The organism is Ensifer sp. Root558, from assembly GCF_001427045.1.
Taxonomy (GTDB): Bacteria; Pseudomonadota; Alphaproteobacteria; order Rhizobiales; family Rhizobiaceae; genus Ensifer; species Ensifer adhaerens.
Genome location: NZ_LMGC01000001.1, coordinates 189,475 through 209,659, shown reverse-complemented (window position 1 = coordinate 209,659; position 20,185 = coordinate 189,475). Strand labels below are relative to the sequence as shown.

At 63.5% G+C, this 20,185-nt stretch carries 18 protein-coding genes; 4 read left to right on the top strand and 14 right to left on the bottom strand.

The genetic code is table 11. From position 1 onward, the window contains the following. The first annotated feature begins 54 nt into the window (after positions 1-54). A complete protein-coding gene (locus tag ASD63_RS01000) occupies positions 55-1,890 on the top strand; it encodes an aminopeptidase P family protein (RefSeq protein WP_034792524.1) in 1,836 nt (611 codons plus the stop codon). A 121-nt stretch (positions 1,891-2,011) separates the two neighbouring features. On the opposite strand, the gene ASD63_RS00995 is transcribed toward ASD63_RS01000, so the two are convergent. From ASD63_RS00995 to panC, 5 genes are all read right to left on the bottom strand, one after another. Further along, the gene (locus ASD63_RS00995) at positions 2,012-2,251 is read right to left on the bottom strand and encodes a hypothetical protein (protein ID WP_034792522.1); all 240 of its coding nucleotides are present in this window, start codon (positions 2,249-2,251) and stop codon (positions 2,012-2,014) included. A 182-nt stretch (positions 2,252-2,433) separates the two neighbouring features. Further along, entirely contained in the window at positions 2,434-2,748 is a 315-nt protein-coding gene (locus ASD63_RS00990; RefSeq protein ID WP_034792520.1) for an AzlD family protein, read from the bottom strand. Between the two features lie 2 nt (positions 2,749-2,750). Continuing rightward, positions 2,751-3,467, bottom strand: a complete 717-nt coding sequence (locus tag ASD63_RS00985) for an AzlC family ABC transporter permease (protein WP_034792518.1) — start codon at positions 3,465-3,467, stop codon at positions 2,751-2,753. 210 nt (positions 3,468-3,677) lie between these two features. Next, on the bottom strand, positions 3,678-4,499 hold the full coding sequence (gene panB, locus ASD63_RS00980; RefSeq protein WP_034792516.1) for a 3-methyl-2-oxobutanoate hydroxymethyltransferase: 822 nt from the start codon (positions 4,497-4,499) through the stop codon (positions 3,678-3,680). A gap of 1 nt (position 4,500) precedes the next feature. Beyond that, positions 4,501-5,376 (bottom strand): pantoate--beta-alanine ligase, encoded by an 876-nt coding sequence (panC, locus tag ASD63_RS00975; protein WP_034792514.1) that lies wholly within the window; start codon positions 5,374-5,376, stop codon positions 4,501-4,503. 249 nt (positions 5,377-5,625) lie between these two features. On the opposite strand from panC, the gene ASD63_RS00970 reads away from it, so the two are divergent. The 3 genes from ASD63_RS00970 to ASD63_RS00960 all read left to right on the top strand — a co-directional run bounded on the left by ASD63_RS00970 (position 5,626) and on the right by ASD63_RS00960 (position 7,513). Then, a complete protein-coding gene (locus tag ASD63_RS00970) occupies positions 5,626-5,925 on the top strand; it encodes a hypothetical protein (protein WP_034792512.1) in 300 nt (99 codons plus the stop codon). 320 nt (positions 5,926-6,245) lie between these two features. Further along, positions 6,246-6,656, top strand: coding sequence for a VOC family protein (locus tag ASD63_RS00965; RefSeq protein WP_034793603.1), 411 nt, complete (start codon positions 6,246-6,248; stop codon positions 6,654-6,656). A 203-nt stretch (positions 6,657-6,859) separates the two neighbouring features. After that, positions 6,860-7,513: a CatB-related O-acetyltransferase gene (locus ASD63_RS00960; protein WP_060528756.1), complete on the top strand. Its 654-nt coding sequence runs from the start codon at positions 6,860-6,862 to the stop codon at positions 7,511-7,513. A 34-nt stretch (positions 7,514-7,547) separates the two neighbouring features. On the opposite strand, the gene ligA is transcribed toward ASD63_RS00960, so the two are convergent. From ligA to ASD63_RS00915, 9 genes are all read right to left on the bottom strand, one after another. Further along, complete coding sequence (ligA, locus tag ASD63_RS00955; protein WP_060528755.1) at positions 7,548-9,701, bottom strand: NAD-dependent DNA ligase LigA; 2,154 nt, start codon at positions 9,699-9,701, stop codon at positions 7,548-7,550. Between the two features lie 75 nt (positions 9,702-9,776). Continuing rightward, positions 9,777-10,766: a hypothetical protein gene (locus tag ASD63_RS00950; RefSeq protein ID WP_060643522.1), complete on the bottom strand. Its 990-nt coding sequence runs from the start codon at positions 10,764-10,766 to the stop codon at positions 9,777-9,779. A gap of 159 nt (positions 10,767-10,925) precedes the next feature. Next, entirely contained in the window at positions 10,926-12,599 is a 1,674-nt protein-coding gene (gene recN / locus ASD63_RS00945; RefSeq protein ID WP_034792506.1) for a DNA repair protein RecN, read from the bottom strand. 37 nt (positions 12,600-12,636) lie between these two features. After that, positions 12,637-13,503, bottom strand: a complete 867-nt coding sequence (locus tag ASD63_RS00940) for an outer membrane protein assembly factor BamD (RefSeq protein ID WP_034792504.1) — start codon at positions 13,501-13,503, stop codon at positions 12,637-12,639. A 173-nt stretch (positions 13,504-13,676) separates the two neighbouring features. Further along, positions 13,677-14,630, bottom strand: coding sequence for a UDP-3-O-acyl-N-acetylglucosamine deacetylase (gene lpxC / locus ASD63_RS00935; protein WP_034792502.1), 954 nt, complete (start codon positions 14,628-14,630; stop codon positions 13,677-13,679). 334 nt (positions 14,631-14,964) lie between these two features. Continuing rightward, a complete protein-coding gene (gene ftsZ / locus ASD63_RS00930; RefSeq protein WP_034792500.1) occupies positions 14,965-16,752 on the bottom strand; it encodes a cell division protein FtsZ in 1,788 nt (595 codons plus the stop codon). A gap of 105 nt (positions 16,753-16,857) precedes the next feature. Next, entirely contained in the window at positions 16,858-18,189 is a 1,332-nt protein-coding gene (gene ftsA / locus ASD63_RS00925) for a cell division protein FtsA (protein WP_034792498.1), read from the bottom strand. Next, positions 18,186-19,136, bottom strand: a complete 951-nt coding sequence (ftsQ, locus tag ASD63_RS00920; RefSeq protein WP_034792496.1) for a cell division protein FtsQ — start codon at positions 19,134-19,136, stop codon at positions 18,186-18,188. The genes ftsA and ftsQ overlap by 4 nt, the downstream gene beginning before the upstream one ends. Then, the gene (locus tag ASD63_RS00915; protein ID WP_034792494.1) at positions 19,124-20,050 is read right to left on the bottom strand and encodes a D-alanine--D-alanine ligase; all 927 of its coding nucleotides are present in this window, start codon (positions 20,048-20,050) and stop codon (positions 19,124-19,126) included. Before ASD63_RS00915 ends, ftsQ begins: the two co-directional genes overlap by 13 nt. Positions 20,051-20,185 lie beyond the last annotated feature (135 nt).

The following is a 20,185-nucleotide window of genomic DNA, read 5'->3' as shown; positions in this document are numbered from 1 at the left end:
TAACATAGCCCATCTTTTCCCGCGGTTTGCCGCTCAATCTACCGGAATTCCCTCATGTTTCAGTCATTTGAAGTCACCTCCACGCCGCAGTTCGGCAAGGAGCGCACCGAAGCCCTGCGCGCGTCCTTCGCAGCCCTCGGCATCGACGGCTTTCTCGTGCCGCGCGCGGACGAGTTCCAGGGCGAGTATGTGCCGGCCTCCTCCGAGCGCCTGTCCTGGCTCACCGGCTTTACCGGCTCGGCCGGCGTCGCCCTCATCACGCGGCGTGAAGCGGTCGTCTTCGTCGATGGCCGCTACGTCACGCAGTTGAAGGAGCAGGTCGACGGCGCGGTCTTTACTGGTGGCGACCTCATCGGCGAGCCGCCGCATCTCTGGTTGGAAAACCATGGAGCCAAGGGCTTCAAGCTCGGCATCGATCCCTGGGTCCACACCGGCGCCGAAGTGCGCCGGCTGGAAAAGGCGCTCGCTTCCCTCGGCGGTTCGCTCGTCTTCCTCGATCACAACCCGCTCGACAGGATCTGGACGAACCGTCCGGCTGCCCCGCTCGGGAAGGTGACGATCCAGCCGATCGAACATGCGGGCACGCTTGCCAAGGACAAGATCGCGACGATCGCAGCCGGCCTTTCCAAGACGGGCGCCGAAGCCGTCGTGCTGACCGACCCCTCCTCCGTCGCCTGGACATTCAACATCCGCGGGTCCGACGTGCCGCACACGCCGCATCCGCTGGCCCGCGCCATCATCCACGCCGACGGCCGCGCCGAACTTTTCCTCGACAAGCGCAAGACCGGCATCGAGCAGGAGGCCTACCTCACCCAGATCGCCGACATCGTCGCACCGTCGACCTTCGACGACCGTCTGCGGGCTCTCGGCACCGCCGGCGCCTCCGTCATGATCGATCCCGATCTCGCCTCCTTCGCCATTTCCGAACTGATCCGCGCCAAGGGCGGCAAGGTCGTCGAAGCGGTCGATCCCGCCCGCCTGCCCCGCGCCCAGAAGAACACGGCCGAGATGGAAGGCTCGAGCCGCGCCCATCTGCAGGATGGTGCGGCCATGGTCGAGTTCCTCGCCTGGCTCGACAGCCAACAGCCCGGCACAGTCACCGAGATCGGTGCCACCAACCAGCTGGAAGCTGCCCGCGCCACCGTCGGCGAGCGCATGCAGAACCCGCTAAAGGACATCTCCTTCGACACCATCTCCGGCGCCGGCGCGCACGCGGCGATCATGCACTACCGCGTCACCACGGCCACCGACCAGGCAATCGAAGCGGGCACCATGTTCCTGATCGATTCCGGCGCGCAGTATATCAACGGCACCACCGACATCACCCGCACGGTGGCCGTCGGCGCCGTGCCTGAAGAGCAGAAACGCTTCTTCACCCTGGTGCTGAAGGGCATGATCGCCATCAGCACGGCGCGCTTCCCCAAGGGCTCGCGTGGCGTGGATCTCGACCCCTTGGCGCGCATCGCGCTCTGGAAGGCGGGCGCCGACTATGCCCACGGCACCGGCCACGGCGTCGGCTCCTATCTCTCGGTGCATGAAGGCCCGCAGCGCATCGCCCGTCTTTCGACGCAGGAACTGCTGGCCGGCATGATCCTTTCCAACGAGCCCGGCTACTACCGCCCCGGCGCCTTCGGCATCCGCATCGAGAACCTCATCGTGGTGCAGCCGGCAACGATGGTTGATGGCGGCGACCTGCCGATGCTCGGCTTCGACACGATCACCTACTGCCCGATCGATCGCCGCCTGGTGCTGCCGGCGCTTCTGACCGACGAGGAACTCGCCTGGCTCAACGCCTATCACGCCGAGACGCGCGAAAAGTTGATGCCGCTGCTGGCCAGCGACGAGACGCGCGCCTGGCTGAAGGCCGCAACGGAAGCGCTGTCGCGCTGAGTCATGCTCTCTGCTGGGCTCCTGCTGTCGCGGGAGCCCATAAAACGAGCCGTCGCGCAGCCGATAGCGTGCTGCGCCCTCACCCGCCAGACCTTGGTCTCCGGACGTCCTGGTCTCTCGTTCAGATGCCCAGAAGCTTCTTCGCTTCGCCAAGCGTTGCCTCCGAGGCGGCGTGATCGCCAGCCTGGTGCTGTGCCTCACCCTTGGTGCGCAACTCCTTGACCTTGGCCATGTCGGCATCGGACAAGGAAGCGGTCTGCATGGCTGCATCGATCGCCTTCATCATGGTCGGGCATTGATTGGCAAAGGCCGTTGCCGGCGCTAGCGCCAGCAAAAGGGCAATAGAGATCCTGGTCAACATGGTCGCTCCTCCACTGCCGGGAGGCTTCATGCTGCGGTGACGTCGTACGCCACCTAACGAGGGGGGATATGTCCTGCCTCTCCGGCAACGGCAGAGATGATAGTCCAGGATGCGCGCGCCGCCAATCGAAACGGGCGCAACACATCCGTCCACGGCTTCGCACACCGCCGCGGACGGGCGTCCTACATCACCAGATGCCGGATCACCATGACCACCACCCAGCCGATGACGAGCATACGCAGTGTTGAGAGATTCAGCCCGAGCGCGATGGCAAAGGCGACGAACATGGCGATCGTCACGTCGAGCCCGCCATAGACGAAGGCCGGCGCCACCAGCGTCGTCAGAACGGCTGCGGGAACGGCGTTGAGCGCCGCCTCCAGCCGCGGCGGGATCTCTTTCATCTGGGTGATCAGGATATAGCCGCCGACACGCGTCAGGAAGGTCGCAACGGCCGCCGCGATGATCAGGTAGATGAGGTTCAGGTGTTGCGGATCCATGTTCACGCCTCCTTCTCGACACCCGTCGGTGCCACTGCCCGCTCGCTTGGCGGCAGACAGGCGGCAAGAATGATGCCGGCTAGTGCTCCGATGCTGACATGCCATGGCGAGCCGACGAAATGCATGCCGGCGACGGATGCAAGCCCCGAGACGATGACGATCGGCAGGAACCGGTCACGCTTGCGGAAGCCCATGACGAGACCCATGAAATAGACCGGCAGCAGGACATCAAGGCCGATCGCCTTGGGGTCACCGATCATCTGCCCGAAGATCGCGCCGACCAGCGTGTTGATGATCCACGGGATGTAGATCACGAGACCGAAGCCGAGATACCAGGCAAAGGTGATCGGCAAGCCGCGCTCGCCGCGCTTTTCGGTCTCGGCATATTGCGGATCGACCAGCAGGAAGAATGCGAGGAACTTCTGCCCGAAGGTGAAGTGCCGGACATATTTGGCGATCGAGGCCGAATAGAGCACGTGGCGGAAGTTGACCGCAAAGACGGAGAGCACCACCAGCCAGGGCTGGACGTGATTGCCGAAGAGCTCGATGCCGACCATCTGGCTAGCGCCGGCATAGACGGTCGCGCTCATGAACACCGCATCGGCAATGGTGAAGCCATTGTCGACCGCAAGCGCCCCGAACAGCGCACCGAAGGGCGATGCTGCCAGCATGATGGGAAAGCCGCCGCGGACCCCTTCCCAGAATTCATCTTTTTTCATGGAAACCTCCGCCGGCCGAGGCGATGACGCGCCATGCGGCCGGTGCCGGACTGATAGGCGCTTGCGCCCCCGGCAACAATTCAAATGCGCTGATACAATGATTGAATTTTATGATGCCTCGGCGAACGAGGCTTGAACAAAAGGCGCACCGATCAGGAAAACGATGCGCTTTATCGCTTGGAATAAGCGCCGGCGCGGGCCAGCCGCCCCTTACTTCTTGACCTGGAACGTATGCTCGATGCCGGGGAACGTGCGCGCCTTCACCTCGTTCGCATACTCCTCGGCAGCCTTCGAGATCGCCGGCGCCAACTCGGCAAAATGCTTGACGAAGCGTGGCTTGAAGTCGTTGAAGAGGCCGAGCATGTCGTCGGAGACGAGGATCTGGCCGTCGCAGGCAGGCGACGCGCCGATGCCGATCGTCGGCGAGCGCAGCTCCGCGGTAATGTCGCGGGCCACCGGCTCGACCGTGCCCTCGATGACGATGCCAAACGCTCCGGCATCGTCGATCGCCTTGGCGTCGCGGCGGATCTTTGCCACTTCCTTGTCGTTGCGGCCGACCGAGCGATAACCGCCGGTCGTGTTGACGAGCTGCGGCATCAAGCCGACATGGCCGAGCACCGGAATGCCGCGGCTGACGAGAAACTCGACCGTCTCGGCCATCTCCGCCCCGCCCTCGAGTTTCACTGCGCTGCAGCCGGTTTCCTTGAGGATACGCGCCGCACTGCGGAACGCCTGCTCCTTCGATTCCTGGTAGGAGCCGAAGGGCATGTCGATGACGACGCAGGCCTGCTGCGAGCCGCGCATGACCGCTTGGCCATGGGCGATCATCATTTCCAGCGTCACGCCGACGGTCGTGTCGAGGCCATAGAGCACCATGCCGACGGAATCGCCGACCAGCAGAAAGTCCACATGCGGATCGAGCAGCCGCGCAATCGGCGTCGTATAGGCCGTGAGGCTGACGATCGGGCGCTCGCCCTTCAGCGCTTCGATGTTGGCGGGGCTGAGCCGGCGCTTGGCGGTCTGCACGCTCATGTCAGGCAACCTTTGCAAATGATGCGGATTTCGGGGCGATCACGCGATTGTCGAGCAGCTTCGTCGTGCCGAAGCGGACGAAGAGCAGAAGCAGCACCGGCCGGTCGCCGATCGTTTCGATCGTCTCCAGCGTCTCGGGATCGCGCACCGCTACGACCTCGGGCTTCGCCAAGGGCTCGCTCGCCAGAAACTCGGTCACGGCCTTTTCGAGTTCGACGACATCGCTGACGCCGGAGGCAACGAGGTGCTGCGCCTCATCCAGCGCCTTCGGCACGATCGCCGCGGCACGCCGCTCTTCGGCCGTCAGGTAGACATTGCGCGACGAGCAGGCGAGCCCGTCGGCCTCGCGCACCGTCGGCACGCCGATCACGGTCACCGGCTGGGCGAGATCGTCCACCATGCGGCGGATGATCTGCAGCTGCTGGAAATCCTTCTCGCCGAAATAGGCGCGATCGGGCCCAACGATGTTGAAGAGCTTGGTGACGACGGTGGCAACACCGGCGAAATGACCGGGGCGCACGGAGCCCTCGAGCTCGCTGCCAAGCGTCGGCACGTCGACGACCGTCTCCATCGGCCGCGGATACATGTCGGCAACACCCGGCGCAAACAGATAGTCGACGCTGCCCGCTTCGAGCATCGCCTGGTCGCGGGCGAGATCGCGCGGATACTTGGAAAGATCCTCGTTGGCGCCGAACTGCAGCGGATTGACGAAGATGCTGGCGACGACGACGTCGTTTTCCTCGCGGGCCCGGCGCATCAGCTCCATATGGCCGACATGCAGGTAGCCCATGGTCGGCACGAAGCCGACCGTCTTGCCGGCGCGTCTATGCTCGGCAAGCGCTGCACGCAGCTCGGCGATGGTGGTGAAAGTCTTCATCTCCGGACCCTCCAATCCGCGCCGGCGCCCTGCCCTTTGGGATGCTGGCGCGCTGCCTTCGCAGATGGCCGCGCCCTGCTCCGCGAAAAGGCATTTGCATAAAATTCGGCTGCAATCCTCTATCTTGTGCAGCGCAAAAAAACAATCGGATTGATGACAGCTTGGTGACGCTCAGCCGCGCTTGACTTCCACCGGCAGCCTGTCACGGTTGGCGATCGATGCCACCTGCAACCCACGCTGGAGAGCAAGATGAAACCCTGCCTGCGCCTTCTCGGCGTTCTCGTCCCGACGCTTGCCTTCGCCACTGCGGCCGAAGCAAAAATCCCGCTGGTCAACGCCACCTGCCCCGGCAAGATCGAGGTCCATGCCGACGAAGGCGGCCCGATCTACATCAACGGCAAGGAAGCCAAGCTCAAGGTGTTCAACGAGAACTACTACGAAGCGCACGGCGCCGGCGTCACCATCTCGCTCAGCATCAATCCCGACGGCTCGCCGAGCGTGTCCTACACCGGCAAGGGCGGCGCCAACGGCGTGTGCACCGTGAAGTGACAATAACATCGAGCAGCGGCGCGCGCCCTTGGGGCCGCTCGCAGCCGCTAGCACCGTCGATCCTATTTGCAGCATCGAAGCAGGTCTCGCTCCGCTTGAAGACCTGTAGTTGCACCCCACATCAGCCCGGCTCAAAAAATCTTTGAGCCGGTGTCGGGATCGTCGACCGGCATTCGTCCTTAGGGCAACTCCAGGAAAAGTGCGACGCGGTTTTCCGTCCGGAGTTGCGCCAATCAAAGAGTTGGATCGCTTCGCGGTTTCGCCGAAACAACGAAGTGATCAGATCCGTAAAACACGAAATCCATTCCAAGGAGCATTTCATGCGCATGATTTTCGTAAATCTGCCGGTCAAGGATCTGAAGGCCTCGCGCGCGTTCTTCGCCGCCCTCGGCTTCACCTTCAACGAGCAGTTCTCCGACGACACCGCCGCCTGCACGGTGATCTCGGACAATATTTTCGTCATGCTTCTGACCGAGCCGAAGTTCCGCGACTTCATCACCGGCGAGATCAGCGACGCCCGGAAAGGAACCGAGGTCATTACCGCCCTTTCCGCGTCCAGCCGCGCTGAATGCGACGACATGCTCGCCAAGGCGCTCGCTGGCGGCGCCAAGCCCTGGAAGCCGGCGCTCGACTACGGCTTCATGTACGGCATTTCCTTCCAGGACCTCGACGGTCACGTCTGGGAATTCATGTGGATGGACCAGGAAGCCGCCCAGCAGCAGGCCTCCTGATCTCGCGCAGTGCCCCGAACTTTGCGCCTGCCGCCAAAAGCGGCGGGCGTTTTTGTGTGATGGAGTGATCGCAGTGCCCGCCAAAGCTTCCGGTCGGCGCCCGATTTGAGAAGAAAGCGACCGGTGAATCCGATAGTTGGGACGGGATACGAATGGCGAGCGACGCGCAGCTTCGCTTGCAAGCATTGAGAATGAGGAACCCCATGTCCACGAAGGTCGAAGCCAAGCATTGGTCCAAGGTCGAGCTCTTGCATGAGACAGTGCGCAACCCGAACATTCACGTGCGCGGCAGCAACAGCTACTACAGCAACGCCTGGACCGGATCCTTCGAGGAAAGTGTCGTTCGCTACCTCTATGGCGACGAATACAGCCTCAGGGCCTGGGAACCGCAATGGCCAATCGATCAACTGCTGATCGGCGACTATGTCGCGATTGGCGCCGAGGCGGTGATCCTCATGGGCGGCAACCACACCCATCGCACCGATTGGGTGAGCCTCTATCCCTTCCTCGATGTGATCGGCGAAGCCTATGTCGGCAAGGGCGACACCGTCATCGGCGACGGCGCCTGGATCGGCATGCGCGCCATGATCATGCCGGGTGTGACGCTCGGCGAAGGCGCCGTCATCGCGTCGGGTGCCATCGTGACGAAGGACGTTGCGCCCTACACCATCGTTGCGGGGAACCCTGCCCGCCCCGTGCGCCAGCGTTTCCCCGCGACCGATGTCGAGACGCTGATTGCGCTCGGCATCTACCAGTGGGAACGGTCAAAGTTCGACGCATTGCGCCGTTTCATCTGCGCCGACGATATTGCCGCCCTGAAAGCCGCCTCCGAAGAGTACGACAGCAGGCAGGCGTAACGACGCTCTGCCGATTGCATGCAACCGGCGGGGATTACCCGCCGATCAGCGCCAGCCACTCGTCCTCGTCCATGGTCGCGACGCCGAGTTCGCGGGCCTTGTCGAGCTTGGAGCCGGCACCCGGTCCGGCAACGACGATGTCGGTCTTCTTCGACACGGAACCTGCCACCTTGGCGCCGAGGCTCTCGGCCTTGGCCTTGGCTTCATCGCGCGTCATCTTTTCGAGCGAACCGGTGAAGACGACAGTCTTGCCGGCGACCGGGCTGTTTGAGGCAACCGGTGCTTCCGCTGCCTCCGGCGTCACCTCCAACAACAGCCGGGTGACGACTTCGAGGTTGCGCGGCTCCTTGTAGAACTCGACGATGGCACGGGCGACCACCTCGCCGATGCCGTCGATGCTGTTGAGTTCATTCCAGGCGTCGCCCGTAAACGTCGACGCGTCGCGCATCGCCTCGCCGAAGTGCTCGTAGGTGCCATAGGAACGCGCCAGCAGCTTTGCCGTCGTCTCGCCCACATGGCGAATGCCGAGCGCATAGATGAAACGCTGCAGCGCGATCGAACGGCGCGTATTGATGGCGTCGTAAAGCTTGCGCACGCTGACGCGGCCGAAGCCGTCGATGTTTTCGAGCTTGGTGAGCGACGCCTCCTGGCGTTTCTCCAGCGTGAAGATATCCGGCGCCGTGCGGATCATCAGCGTCGGGTCTTCGCTTTCGAAGAAGAACTCGATCTGCTTCGAACCGAGGCCCTCGATGTCGTAGGCGTTGCGCGAGACGAAGTGCTTCAGGTGCTCGACGGCCTGCGCGCGGCAGACGAAACCGCCGGTGCAGCGGCGCACCGCATCTACTTTGCCGGTCTTCTCGTTGATGTCGCGCACCGCATGGCTGCCGCAGACCGGGCATGTGGTCGGGAAGCGATAGGGCTCGCTCCCCGCCTTGCGCTCGTCCATGACCACGTCGACGATCTGTGGAATGACGTCGCCGGCGCGCTGGACGATCACCATGTCGCCGATGCGGATGTCGCGGCCCTCGCGGATCGCCTCGCCCGAATTACCGAGACCCTTGATGTAATCCTCGTTGTGCAGCGTCGCGTTGGTGACGACGACGCCACCGACCGTGATCGGCTCAAGGCGTGCCACCGGCGTCAGCGCGCCGGTACGGCCGACCTGGATGTCGATCGCCGTCAGCCGGGTGAAGGCCTGCTCGGCAGGAAACTTGTGCGCGGTTGCCCAGCGCGGCGAGCGCGAACGGAAGCCGAGGCGGGCCTGCAGGTCGAGCCGGTCGACCTTGTAGACGACGCCGTCGATATCGTAGTCGAGATCCGGCCGTTCGCGCTCGATGTGGTGGTAATGCTCCAGCAGCGCGTCGGCCGAGGAGAGCCGCTGCATCAGCGGGTTAACCGGGAAGCCCCAGCTCTTGAACACCTCGACCATGCCCATCTGCGTGTCGGCGGGCATTTCCGAGATCTCGCCCCAGGCATAGGCAAAGAAACGCAGCTTGCGGCTCSCCGTCACCTTGGCGTCGAGCTGGCGCAGCGAGCCCGAAGCGGTGTTGCGCGGGTTGACATAGAGCGGCTTGCCGAGCGCCGCCATCTCGGCGTTGAGCGCGGCAAAGTCCGATTTCGCCATATAGATTTCGCCGCGCACCTCGACGACATCGGGCGCACCTGCCGGCAGCGTCTGCGGGATCATGCCGATGGTGCGGATATTGGCGGTGACGTTTTCGCCAGTCGTGCCGTCGCCGCGGGTCGCGGCCGTCACCAGCCGGCGGTTCTCATAGCGCAGCGACATGGAGAGCCCGTCGATCTTCGGCTCGGCGGTAAAGGCGATGGAGTTGTCCGGCAATTGGCCGAGGAAACGATAGACCGAGGCGACGAAATCGCGCGCGTCCTCGTCGGAAAACGTGTTGTCAAGCGACAGCATCGGCCGGGCGTGCACGACCGGCTGGAAGGTGACGGAGGGTGCAGCACCCACCTTCTTCGAGGGGCTGTCGTCGCGGATGAGTACCGGAAAGCGCTGCTCGATCGCGTCGTTGCGCCGCTTCAGCGCGTCATAGTCCGCATCCGAAATCTCCGGCGCGTCCTGGCCATGATAAAGCGCGTCATGGCGCGCAAGCTCGGCCGCGAGAAAGGCAAGCTCTTCGGCCGCTTCCGTTTCATTGAGATTCTCGACGGGTTTCAATTCTTGGGACATGCGCGACGACTCCGGATTCGAAGTCGTTTTGTAGAGCAACTGATGGGAAAGAAAAGACCGTCCGGCGCCGTCGGCTCACGCGCCAATGGCATTGACGGCCCCCGGCGCGAGCCCGACAAGCGGCCTGACATCCAGTTCGCACCAGCGTTCATAGCGCCTCTGATAACGGCAGCGGATGGCCTCGAGATCCTTTTTCTGGACACCACGCTTGCAGTAGATCCATTTGCCTTCCGCCTGGCCACGCATCACCCGGCTCACCGGCTGCAGACCGAACATCTTCAGGATCGCGGCCCCGCCCTTGTCCCAGCCGATGCTGTAGATGTCGATGCCGTCGGGCGGGAACGTGTGGTGTTCGAGGATCGCCGAAACCGTCGCCCAGACGAGAATGCCGTTCTGCCTGCGGCGCTCGGCGCGCATGGAATCGAGCAGGAAGCTCATATTGAGGATGGTCGCGAGATAGACGACCTTCGCCTTTCGCGCCTGCGGATGGGCAAGCAGCCCGCTCGCCAGCAGGTTGCCGAAGGCATAATGCCCCTGCAGGAACAGCTTGAAGTGGTTCTTCTCGAAGGCGTAGTAGTCGATGAAGCCGAAGATGTTGCCGTCGAGGTCCTGCAGGCAGATCAGGCTGTAGGGGTCGGAATGGAACGCCCTCATATCCTCTTCGGGATCGATCGCGCCGCTGCGAAACACATCCTGTGCCTTGCGGACCACCTCATAGGCAACCGCCGTCGGCGCCGGGACGCGGACAAGATAGGAACGGTCCCCGTGCGCACAGGGCGCCACAAGCGCCAATGGCGTGACTTCGTCCGCGTTCGGCGGCTGAGGATCGGCCTCCTCCTCCGCCAGCCCGACCTGCGAGGCGTGTCGCAGCCTTGCGACAAGAGTTGCTGCAGTCACGGCGATCGCAATGCACGCGAACACCCCGAAGCCACCCAGTTCCTGGTTCGCTTCCTTTATCGTCAGGATAAGGCCGGCATAGGCGAGCGCGATGAGCAGGATCAGTTCCGGATGCGCACGCATCTGCGCAAACCGGATCTCCAGTCTATGCTCAAGTTTCTCCCACATGCCCGAAGTGCCCCAACCGCAGAGGAAATAGAACACGGGTGCAGCGGCGCAACAATTCAACCAAAAGGCTTAGGAAGCCCAAGACCGTAGGTTCAGATGAACATTCTGAGGACATCGCATCCTTCAGCCGCCAATGCTTCCACTTGGCGCCAGGATGATCTAGCCGTTGCCGGAAAGCAAGCGAGCGGCAGCCGCCCTCGCCTCTTCGGTGATCGAGGCGCCGGCAAGCATGCGGGCGATTTCCTCGGTGCGCGCCTTGTCGTCCATGCGGGCGACACGGGTGGAAATCATCTCGGCCTTCTCGGTCGAAGGACCCTTGGAGATCAGAAGATGCGTTGCCGCACGGGCCGCGACCTGCGGCGCGTGGGTGACGGAGAGCACCTGCACCGTTGCCGAGAGCCGCTTCAGCCGCTGGCCGATAGCATCGGCCACCGCACCGCCGACACCGGTGTCGATTTCATCAAAGACGAGCGTCGGCGCCGAGCCGCGATCGGCAAGCGCCACCTTCAGCGCCAGCAGGAAGCGCGAAAGTTCGCCGCCGGAAGCCACCTTCATGATCGGGCCCGGCCGCGTGCCGGGGTTGGTCTGGACGTGGAACTCGACGAGGTCGATACCGTCGACCGTCGGCAGCGACGGATCGCTTTGCACCTCGACCATGAAGCGTGCCCGCTCGAGCTTCAACGCCGGCAGTTCGGCCATGACAGCGTCGGAAAGCGCGGTCGCGGTATGGCGACGCTTTTCGGAGAGCGAGCGCGCCGAAGCGTCGAACGCCACCCGCGCCACGCCGACTTGTGCATCGAGCTGCTTCAACTTTTCCTCGCCGGCATCGAGATCGGCGAGATCGGAAATCATGCGAACGGCGAGTGCCGGCAGTTCCGTGACCGGAACCGAATATTTGCGGCTGGCGGCGCGCAGCGCGAACAGCCGCTCCTCCACCCGCTCCAGTTCCTTCGGATCGAACTCCGTGTTGCGCAACGCCCGCTCGACCGACATCTGCGCGTCCGAAAGCTGGTTGAGCGCACCGTCGAGCAACTCGACCGTTTCTTCGAGCAGGCCCGGCGCCTCCTGGCTCTTGCGCTCGAGACGGCGCACGAGTGAGGCGATCAGCGGAACCGGCGAAGCGTTGCCGTTCAGGAACTCCGAGGCCTCGTTGATGTCGCCGGCGATGCGCTCGGCCTTCATCATCCGCGCCCGGTTCTCGGCAAGCTCGTCCTCTTCGCCGTCGCGGGGGCTGAGCTTCTCCAGTTCTTCGACCGAAGACCGAAGGTAGTCCGCCTCGCGCGCGGCCGCCTCGACCCGCTCGCGGTGCTTCTTCAGGCCGCGCTCGGCATCCTTCCAGGCGCGATAGAGTTCGCTCACATGCGCCGCTTCTTCGGCGGTGCCACCGAAGGCGTCGAGAAGCGTGCGGTGCGCGTCGATATCGACGAGCGCGCGGTCGTCGTGCTGTCCGTGAATTTCGACCAGCATCTGGCCAAGCTGGCGCATCAGCTGGACGCTGATCGGCTGGTCGTTGACATAGGCCTTGGTGCGGCCGTCGGCCGACTGCACGCGACGAAAGATCAGGTCGCCGTCGTCGTCGATGCCGTTTTCCCTGAGCATCAGCCGCGCCGAATGCCCCATCGGCACGTCGAAGACCGCCGTCACCTGCCCCTTGTCGGAACCGTGGCGAACGAGCGAGCCATCGCCGCGCCCGCCAAGGGCGAGCGACAGGCTGTCGAGAAGGATGGACTTGCCGGCCCCGGTTTCACCGGTCAGCACCGAGAGCCCGGCGTCGAAATTGAGATCGAGCCGTTCAATCAGGACGATATCGCGGATCGAAAGCTGGGCAAGCATCCGGGGTTATATCTTCCTTGAAGGGCGCCGATAGATATCAGGCGCCGACGAGTTTCTTGGCGGCGCGCGAAATCCAGGAGTTGCCGCTTTCACGCGGCTCAAGGCCACCCGACTGCAGCAGCTTGAAGCTATCGTTGTACCACTGGCTGTCCGGGTAGTTGTGACCGAGAACGGCGGCAGCGGTTTGCGCCTCCTGGGTCACGCCCATCGCGAAATAGGCTTCCGTCAGGCGCGCCAGCGCTTCTTCAACCTGGTTGGTGTTCGGATACTGCTCGACGACGACGCGGAAACGCGACACGGCGGCAAGGTATTCCTTACGCTCGAGATAGTAGCGGCCGACCTGCATCTCCTTGCCGGCCAGCTGGTCGCGGGCAAAGCGGATCTTCGACTTGGCGTCGTCGACATATTCGGAGTCCGGGTAGCGGTCTACGACCGCCTGCATGGCTTCGATCGCCTTGAAGGCCGGCTTCTGGTCCTGCGTCACCGCCGGGATCTGCTTGGTATAGGCGAGACCCTGGATGTACTGCGCATAGGCCGCGTCTTCCGACTGCGGATAAAGATTGAGGTAGCGGCCGGTGGCGTTGATCGCCTCCTGGTACTGACCGTTACGGTAAGAAACAAAGGCGTTCATGACCAGCGCCTTGCGGGCATATTCCGAGAACGGATGCTGGCGGTCGAGCGCTTCGAACTTGCGCGCCGCCTCCGTCGTCTTGCCGGCATTGAGGTTGGCGAGGCCCTGATTGTAGAGCACTTCCGGCGGATCGGTTTCGGCCGTCAGCTTGGTGATGTCGATATCGGGATCGTTCTGGCAGGCGGTAATCAGGGCGCTGCCGGCAACGGCCGCGACAATGACGGCGGCGACGCGCGCTGACTTTTTCAAATCCACAGAAACTGCAAGAACCATCGGATATTCCCGTTCCATTCTGCGGGCATGGACCCCGCCAGACATGCGCTTTTAGAGCAAGTTACCTTGAGACCGCAACGTCATGATCGGTGATTCATGCAAATTTGTGGCAGCTCTATCATGAAAATGCCGGCCTTTCGGCCGGCGACTGGAGGAGATGATGACTTTTCTTGTTATGCGGACCAGGGCGCGAAGCCCGGAGCTGCCACTGCAACCATATCGCGCGCGCGGGTACGCTGGCGCGGGGTTGCCGTTTCGACGACTTCGTAGGCCGTCGGGTCGCTGAGAAGTGCCTTCAGCGCGTTGGCGTTCATCTTGTGGCCGCCGCGGTACGAGCGGTAGCAGCCGATGAACGGCGCGCCGGCGAGCGAGAGGTCGCCAACCGCATCGAGCGTCTTGTGGCGCACGAATTCGTCGGTGTAGCGCAGGCCCTCGACGTTGATCACCGTGTTGTCGTCGGAAATGACGACGGAGTTTTCGAGCGAGGAGCCGAGCGCAAAACCAGCAGCCCAGAGGCGTTCGACATCGCGCATGAAGCCGAAGGTGCGGGCACGCGACAGCTCGCGCTTGAAGACCGAAGGCGTCATGTCGCCCTTCCAGGCCTGGCGGCCGATCAGCGGGCAATCGAAATCGATCTCGACCTCGAAGCGCATGCCGTCATAGGGCGTGAACTCCGACCAGGAGGCACCCGATTCGATGCGCACCGGCTTGACGATGCGGATGTAGCGACGCTTGACCGCAAGGGCGCGAACGCCCACCTGCTCGATCGCGTCGATGAAGGGTTCGGAGCTGCCGTCCATGATCGGCATTTCGGCGCCGTGCACTTCGACCGTGAGGTTGTCGAGGCCGAGCGCGTAGATCGCCGCCATCACATGCTCGATCGTGGCGATCGAAGTCGCCGGCGACATGCCGAGAACGGTGCAGAGATCGGTGTTGCCGACCTGCGAGGAAACCGCCTTGTATTCGCTGACCCGGCCGTTGGAGAGAACGCGCTGGAAAACGATGCCCGCATCGGCTTCGGCCGGATGGAAGGTGATCGACACTTCCGCACCGGAATGAACGCCAATTCCCTTGAGCGTTACCGGGCTTGCAATCGTCGTCTGAAACCCGAGCAATTCGATTCCCATTCTCGTCACTTTCAATACCTGTGGCCAATGGCCAAAACCTGCTGGTGGACGCAACGATCTTCAGGGCACAAGAAAGATGCCCGAGAGTCCCGGCTCAACGACCGGTCCTCTGCGTTTCGAACAGACAGCGCTTGATCGAATCGCATGCGTCCCCAATTCCGAGTCTGAAAATAGGAGTTTGGAGGCACCATTCCAAATCACTGTTCGTTTCGCTTTGTTACGCATTTGCGACGGTCCGTAACATCGAATCAAACACCTGAAATAATGAACAAAATGCAAAAATGCCCGGGCAGTTGCCCGGGCATTCGGCAAGGTGAAGGAACGAGCCTTCCAATCAGTTCGATTGACGGCGCAGGAACGCCGGGATTTCGAGCTGATCATCTTCTTGCGGGCGCGCCTGCGGCGAAGCGCGACCGTGATCGTCAAGCTGGCCGCGGCGCGGCGCATAGAGGCTCGCTTCCGGCGAGAGCGGCCGGCGCTGCTGGGAAGCAGCGGTCGGGGCGGAAGCCGTCATGTCGGCGGCTGCCGGGGTCTGTTCGCGGTCACGCAGGCCGAGCGAGCTGGTGATGCGGTTGAGCAGACCCATCGGGCCGCGCTCTTCCTGCATCGGGGCAGCCGGCTGTGCGCGGCGGTCCATCTCTGCCTTTACGACCGGCGGAAAGTCTTCGACCTTCGGCATGCGAACCTGTTCCGGCTGCTGGCGCATGACCGGAGCGACGGGCTCCTGGCGCATGATCGGCTGCGGCTGGGGCTGAACCGGCTGCATCTGCGGCTGCGGCTGGCGCATGACCGGAGCGGCCTCTACCGGTGCAGCACCGGCGAAAAGCTTGCTCTGGGGACGAAAGTTGTCGTCGTGCATCGGCTGCTGAACCGGGGCCTGGGCCTGCACCTGGGCAGCCCGGGTCGCGATGTCGAGCTCGCGCTCCATTTCGGCTTCGCGGATGGCGGCTGCGATCTGGTCGGCGGTTGCCTGCTGCTGCATCGGCTGCTGAACCGGCTGTGCGACCGGCTGCTGCATCACCGGCTGGTGAACCGGGGCCGGCTGGTGCTGGGCAACCGGCTGCGGCTGCTGGGCCGGAACGGCGGCGGACGGGCGGACGACCGGCTTTGCTGCTACCGGACGAAAGTCGGCGGAACGACCCGCCACCTCCGCGGCCGTGCGGTCGATGCCGGTGGCAACGACCGAGACGCGGATGAGGCCTTCGAGGTCTTCGTCGAACGTCGCGCCGAGGATGATGTTGGCATCCGGGTCGACTTCTTCGCGAATACGGGTAGCCGCTTCGTCGAGTTCGAACAGGGTGAGGTCGCGGCCGCCGGTGATCGAGATCAGGAGGCCTTGGGCGCCCTTCATCGAGGTTTCGTCGAGCAGCGGGTTGGCGATCGCGGCTTCGGCGGCGGCCAGTGCGCGGCCTTCGCCCGAAGCTTCGCCGGTGCCCATCATGGCGCGGCCCATTTCGCGCATCACCGAGCGGACGTCGGCGAAGTCGAGGTTGATGAGGCCTTCCTTGACCATGAGGTCGGTGATGCAGGCAACGCCCGAATAGAGAACCTGGTCGGCCATAGCAAACGCGTCCGCAAAGGTCGTGCGGTCGTTGGCGATGCGGAAGAGGTTCTGGTTCGGGATGACGATCAGGGTGTCGACCGACTTCTGCAGTTCGGCGATGCCCTGGTCGGCGAGCCGCATGCGGCGCGCGCCTTCGAAATGGAACGGCTTGGTGACGACGCCGACCGTCAGGATGCCCTTGTTGCGGGCGGCCTGCGCGACGATCGGGGCTGCACCGGTGCCGGTGCCGCCACCCATGCCGGCGGTGACGAAGCACATGTGGGTGCCGTTGAGGTGATCGATGATCTCATCGATGCACTCTTCGGCGGCCGCACGGCCGACTTCCGGCTGCGAACCGGCGCCGAGACCTTCGGTGACGGCAACGCCCATCTGGATGATGCGCTCGGCCTTGGTCATGGTCAGTGCCTGGGCATCCGTGTTGGCGACGACGAAATCGACGCCCTGGAGGCCTGCGGTGATCATGTTGTTGACAGCATTGCCGCCGCCGCCACCTACACCAAAGACGGTGATGCGGGGCTTCAGCTCCGTGATATCCGGCTTCTGCAAGTTGATAGTCATAGTCCCGTTCCTTCTGGTTTCTGGCCGCCTTGCCGAGCCGGCCAAATCTTTCAAAGTCCTAGTTTGTCTTCACCCGGCCCCGTCCCTGTCGGAGCCGGCCGTCACTCAAAAGCTCTCTTTCAGCCACTGGCCCATGCGGGCGATGCGGCCGTTGCCGGCGCCGAGCGCCGAGAACATGCCGCCGTGGGAGGCATGGGTCTCGAGGTCGGCGACCTGCGGATAGATCATCAGGCCGACCGCCGTGGAGAAGGCCGGGCCCTTGGCAGCGGCCGGCAGCCCGGAAACTCCGAGCGGACGGCCAATGCGAACATTGCGGGCGAGGATGCGGCGAGCCGCTTCCGGCAGGCCGGTCAGCTGGCTGGCGCCGCCCGTCAGAACGATTCGCTTGCCGACGATCGGGCTGAAGCCCGAGCGCTGGATGCGATCGCGGATGAGTTCCAGCGTCTCTTCGATGCGGGCGCGCACGATGCGCGACACAAGTGCGCGCGGCACATGCGTCGGCTGATCGCGGTCGTCCTCGCCGATCGGCGGAACCGATACGATGTCGCGTTCGTCGGCGCTGTTGGGCAGAGCCGACCCGTGCACGACCTTCAGCCGTTCGGCATCCTCGATGCGGGTCGAAAGACCACGCGCCAGATCCGTCGTCACGTGATGGCCGCCGAGGCTGACAGCGTCAGCGTGAACCAGCTTGCCTTCGGCAAAGACCGAGATCGTCGTCGTGCCGCCACCCATGTCGATCGCCGCACAGCCGAGCTCGACCTCGTCGTCGACGAGAGCGGCAAGACCGCTGGCATAGGGGGTCGCCACCATGCCCTCGACCGAAAGGTGGGCGCGGTTGACGCAGAGTTCGAGGTTCTTGAGCGCTGCCCGTTCGGCCGTCAGCACATGCATGTCGACGCCGAGAACGTCGCCGAACATGGCGAGCGGATCGCGGATGCCGCGCTCGCCGTCGAGCGAGAAGCCCGTCGGCAGCGAGTGCAGGATGGCGCGGTCGGAGCGCAGCGACTGCTGGCCGGCGGCGGAGAGAACCTTGCGCAGATCATTGGCGTCGACTTCCTGGCCGCCGAGATCGATCGTCGCCGTATAGACGTCGCTCTGCAGCCGGCCGGCCGAAACGTTGACAATCAGGCTGTCTATGGTGAGGCCGGCCATGCGCTCGGCCGCATCCACGGCGAGCCGTACGACGCTCTCGACCGCATCGAGGTCGGCGACGACGCCGTTCTTGACGCCGCGGGACTTCTGGTGGCCGATGCCGATGATTTCGACGCTATGCGTACGGTTGGGCAGGATCTGGCTTTCGGCGCGCGGCGTCAGCCGGCCGATCATGCAGACCACCTTGGTCGAACCGATATCCAGCACCGAGACGACATGAGACCGCTTCGAGGAAAGCGGCTTCAGGCGCGGCAGGCCAAAGCTGGAGGAACCGAATAGACTCATATGCGGCCTTCTTTCTTCTTTTCGGTCTCCTGCGCCTTCAGCATCTTGTCCCTCGCCTTCAAGGCAACTTCGCGCCGGGTCACTGCGTCCGGCGTCAACTGAACTGTTGTTCTGTCTTCGAGCCTCAGATCCACGGCAGCGATATCGCGATCGAGGAGCTGGTGCTGGCTTTCCATGTCGGAGAGCACCTTCATCGCCCGGGCGACGTCGTGCTCCGGCAGCTTGACGACGATGCTGTTGTCGAGGCGCAGGTCCCAGCGGCGGCCGGCCACGCGCACGAAGGCCTTCACGCGCGAGCGGATCTCCGGCCAGCGGGAAAACTCGTCGTAGAAATCGGCAGCCGCCGTTTCGGCGTCACGGCCGACGAAGAGCGGCAGAGCGGCAAACTTGTTGTCGCGCAAGGGCGCGATCACGCTGCCGCTGCGCTCGATCAGCGAAAGATCCGAACCGTGCTGCCAGATGCCGAAGGCCTTGCGCTCGGTGAGGCTAACCTCGATCGTGCCGGGATAGATCTTGCGAACGGTGACGCCCTGCACCCAGGGCATTTCCGCAATCAGCTTGCGTGCCTCGGCGATATCGAGCGCCACCAGCGACGTCGTGCCGTCGAGGCCGAGCTGCTGGAGAATGTCGATTTCCGAGGTCTGGTCGTTGCCGGAAACCTTGACGTCTTCGATCGCGAAGCCTGCGGCCGTGGTCGAGGCCTGCGCGAAATTCTGCGTATGGCCGCCGAGCGACATGCCGTAAAAGCCGGTGGCGGCGAAAAAGGCGATCGCCGACAGCGTGCCGGTATAGGCGGGAAAGCGGATGCGGCCAGCGCCGAGGCTGACGAAGAAGCGCACGACGCGACGAAGCGGACGCGGCAGTACGCGCGCGCCATCCACATCGACGGCGGCGGCGCCATCGAGGTGACGAACCCTCTTGCCCCTTTTGCCCCTCAACGCAAACACGACGCGTCCTCCACCATCCAACTCAAAAACTCACCGAAGCTGTAGCCGGCATGCGCGGCCATCTCGGGCACCAGGGAGGTCGGTGTCATGCCGGGCTGGGTGTTGATCTCCAGCCAGATCAGCTCGCCCTCGGCGGAGGAACTGTCATCGAAACGAAAGTCGGATCGGCTGACGCCCCGGCAACCGATTGCCTGATGCGCCTTCAGAGCGAGTGTTTGTATTTTTTGGTAAATATTTGGTGAAATCTGTGCCGGAATGACGTGACGCGAACCACCTTTTACATATTTGGAATCATAATCGTAGAAGGCATGGCCCTGCGGGATGATTTCGGTGACGCCGAGCGCCTTGTCGCCCATGACACCACAGGTCAGTTCTCGGCCGGCGACATAACGCTCGACCATGATTCGGTCGCCGTAACGCCATTCGCTCGATGTCACCACCTGCGGCGGATGCGACTGATCTTCCTTGACGATGACGACACCGAAGCTGGAGCCTTCGGAAACCGGCTTGACCACGTATGGCGGCTTCATCGGGTGCTTCGGACCAAAGGCATGGCGATCCATGACCTGCGCATCGGCAACTGGAATGCCCGAAGCAGCCGCAACGTGCTTGGCCTGCGCCTTGTCCATGGCGAGCGCCGAGGCCAGTACGCCGGAATGGGTGTAGGGGATCTCAAGATATTCGAGGATGCCCTGGATCGTGCCGTCCTCGCCGAACGGTCCATGAAGGGCGTTGAAGGCAACGTCGGGTCGCAGCGCGGCCAGCGTCTCTGCGACATTGCGATCGACGTCGATCCGGGTGACGCGATAGCCGGCAGCCTCCAGGGCATCCGCACAGGCAGCCCCGGACGACAGGCTAACCGGTCGCTCCGAAGAAAATCCGCCCATCAGGACAGCCACATGCTTGCCGTTCATTCAAACCCCCAGACAATACGCCACTATCGCAAGGTTTCCTTGCGTCTGGCTGGCTCCCGCCCTCGCGAGTCAGCTGCGCCATTGGGGTCACTAGAACGTCATTAAGGTTAACGAACCGTTTACTTTCGTTAACCC

Coding starts and splice junctions, on each gene's coding strand:
- ASD63_RS01000 (WP_034792524.1), top strand. CDS start 55: ATGTTTCAGTCATTTGAAGTCACCTCCACGCCGCAGTTCGGCAAGGAG.
- ASD63_RS00995 (WP_034792522.1), bottom strand. CDS start 2,251: ATGTTGACCAGGATCTCTATTGCCCTTTTGCTGGCGCTAGCGCCGGCA.
- ASD63_RS00990 (WP_034792520.1), bottom strand. CDS start 2,748: ATGGATCCGCAACACCTGAACCTCATCTACCTGATCATCGCGGCGGCC.
- ASD63_RS00985 (WP_034792518.1), bottom strand. CDS start 3,467: ATGAAAAAAGATGAATTCTGGGAAGGGGTCCGCGGCGGCTTTCCCATC.
- panB (WP_034792516.1), bottom strand. CDS start 4,499: ATGAGCGTGCAGACCGCCAAGCGCCGGCTCAGCCCCGCCAACATCGAA.
- panC (WP_034792514.1), bottom strand. CDS start 5,376: ATGAAGACTTTCACCACCATCGCCGAGCTGCGTGCAGCGCTTGCCGAG.
- ASD63_RS00970 (WP_034792512.1), top strand. CDS start 5,626: ATGAAACCCTGCCTGCGCCTTCTCGGCGTTCTCGTCCCGACGCTTGCC.
- ASD63_RS00965 (WP_034793603.1), top strand. CDS start 6,246: ATGCGCATGATTTTCGTAAATCTGCCGGTCAAGGATCTGAAGGCCTCG.
- ASD63_RS00960 (WP_060528756.1), top strand. CDS start 6,860: ATGTCCACGAAGGTCGAAGCCAAGCATTGGTCCAAGGTCGAGCTCTTG.
- ASD63_RS00950 (WP_060643522.1), bottom strand. CDS start 10,766: ATGTGGGAGAAACTTGAGCATAGACTGGAGATCCGGTTTGCGCAGATG.
- recN (WP_034792506.1), bottom strand. CDS start 12,599: ATGCTTGCCCAGCTTTCGATCCGCGATATCGTCCTGATTGAACGGCTC.
- ASD63_RS00940 (WP_034792504.1), bottom strand. CDS start 13,503: ATGGTTCTTGCAGTTTCTGTGGATTTGAAAAAGTCAGCGCGCGTCGCC.
- lpxC (WP_034792502.1), bottom strand. CDS start 14,630: ATGGGAATCGAATTGCTCGGGTTTCAGACGACGATTGCAAGCCCGGTA.
- ftsZ (WP_034792500.1), bottom strand. CDS start 16,752: ATGACTATCAACTTGCAGAAGCCGGATATCACGGAGCTGAAGCCCCGC.
- ftsA (WP_034792498.1), bottom strand. CDS start 18,189: ATGAGTCTATTCGGTTCCTCCAGCTTTGGCCTGCCGCGCCTGAAGCCG.
- ASD63_RS00915 (WP_034792494.1), bottom strand. CDS start 20,050: ATGAACGGCAAGCATGTGGCTGTCCTGATGGGCGGATTTTCTTCGGAG.